The sequence below is a fragment of the Lactobacillus helveticus DSM 20075 = CGMCC 1.1877 genome (assembly GCF_000160855.1).
Lineage (GTDB): Bacteria > Bacillota > Bacilli > Lactobacillales > Lactobacillaceae > Lactobacillus > Lactobacillus helveticus.
The window spans coordinates 230,027-231,607 of sequence record NZ_GG700753.1 but is presented as its reverse complement, the minus strand read 5'-3'; the positions used below and the strand labels follow the sequence as shown (position 1 = coordinate 231,607).

Below are 1,581 nucleotides of genomic sequence, written 5' to 3'. Positions count from 1 at the left end.
ACTTATAAAGCTAATGAGGTCAAGCGCACGATTGATTTTGTGAATAAAGATAATGAAACTAAAGTTGTAGGTCATCAATCCGTGCTAGGCTTGACAGGAACGAGTGCGAAGTATTCTCTTGATGGGGATGCGGATGGTAAGAATAAGTTGAACGTTCCTGAAGGTTGGGAATCAACTTATCGGGCCATCACTATTCCGTTCAATGGGGATGCTTCAGATAATGATCCCGTGAAGATCCCTGTAGTTCTTCAAATTATCAGTGATCCTAAGGATCCGCATTTGTAGATAAAGATGGCAAAGATACAGGATTAAGTGAAGAAACCCGACAAGTAAAGATTGACTTTACTAGAACTATGACTGCGGGTGATTATAATTCTTGGCAATCAGTTACGAGTTTTACAGGTATTAAAGAAACCCCTGGCCCAGCTGCAACAGAATTTCCTGCATTTAAACCAACTCCAGTTGAAGGTTATACTCCAGTGGTAACTGTAAATGGCGGCGCAGTTAAGTTAGTCAATGGTGAAGTTCCAGCTCAGTCAGCATTGAATGGCAAGGATTTGACTAAGGATATTAATGTTAATATTAGCTATAAGTTAACTAATCCTGATGCCACAATCACGCATACTGTAAATTATGTGGATGCCGATAATACAAAAGTTGGATCTCAAGAGTTTACTAATAAACCAGAAACTAAAAATGTAGTTGAAAATATTCAAGCTCCAAAGGGCTGGATTTTTGTGGGTGCTGATGGCAAGCCAGCTGGTAATATTGGTACTGTAATAATTAACTTTGGCGTGAAAGACAGTTCACAGAATATTCCGGTTACACATAATATTGTTAAGAGTTATGAATACAAGGATGTAACTGAAACTATCAATATTACTGCACCTGAAGGCGGGGATTTTGTAGATAATCAAACTAAAGAACATAAGAGTTCAGAAATTATTCCTGTAAAGCTTCAGGTTGCTAGACTCGTTACAACTGATGAATTTACAGGAGAAGTCACTCCTGCCGGTGATTGGAAGGCCAATACTGTTGATGATAGCACTAAGCAATTATTAACCGAATTTTCAGAACGTTCTTTGCCAACCTTTAAGGGTTATACTCCGCAAACTGATAAAGGAACTATTACGGATGGCAAGTTAAGTAGTTTCCCATTGATTAAGAATGGACAGCCAGTACAAGACTTCACTGTTAAAATTACTTACAAATCAAACAATCCTGATTATGGTAAATAGGCAACTTTGACTCTTCAATATCAAGATGTACAAGATCAAAATAAGGTAGTTGGCAGTCAGGATGTAACAGGCAAAGTCGGAAGTCCAATTGAATGGAATAAGGACAAAGATGGTTATATCAAGTTAAATGTACCTGAGCATTATGTTCTTGATGGTGCTGTCAGTCTTCCAGGCGGTTTTAACAGTGCAAGACAGAGTTATCCTGTTCCTGTAAAGCATGCAATAAATCCAAATGATTATACAAATATCCCTGGTGCATCTCATAAAGTTAATGAAACGGTTATTATATCTAAGCCAGCTAATGGTGGTACTGAAACTTCAACTACTCAGACTTCAATTGATC

Annotated in this window: 2 protein-coding genes and 1 pseudogene; all 3 read left to right on the top strand. The window is 37.9% G+C overall.

Annotated elements, in window-relative coordinates:
* Positions 1 to 285 (top strand): annotated as a pseudogene (locus HMPREF0518_RS04715) (hypothetical protein); the annotation flags it as partial.
* Positions 286 to 353: 68 nt separating this feature from the next.
* Entirely contained in the window at positions 354 to 1,238 is an 885-nt protein-coding gene (locus tag HMPREF0518_RS04710) for a hypothetical protein (RefSeq protein WP_003626639.1), read from the top strand.
* Positions 1,239 to 1,244: 6 nt separating this feature from the next.
* Positions 1,245 to 1,581, top strand: a 337-nt coding sequence (locus HMPREF0518_RS10300) for a hypothetical protein (RefSeq protein ID WP_003626637.1), incomplete at its 3' end; no start/stop codon positions are given.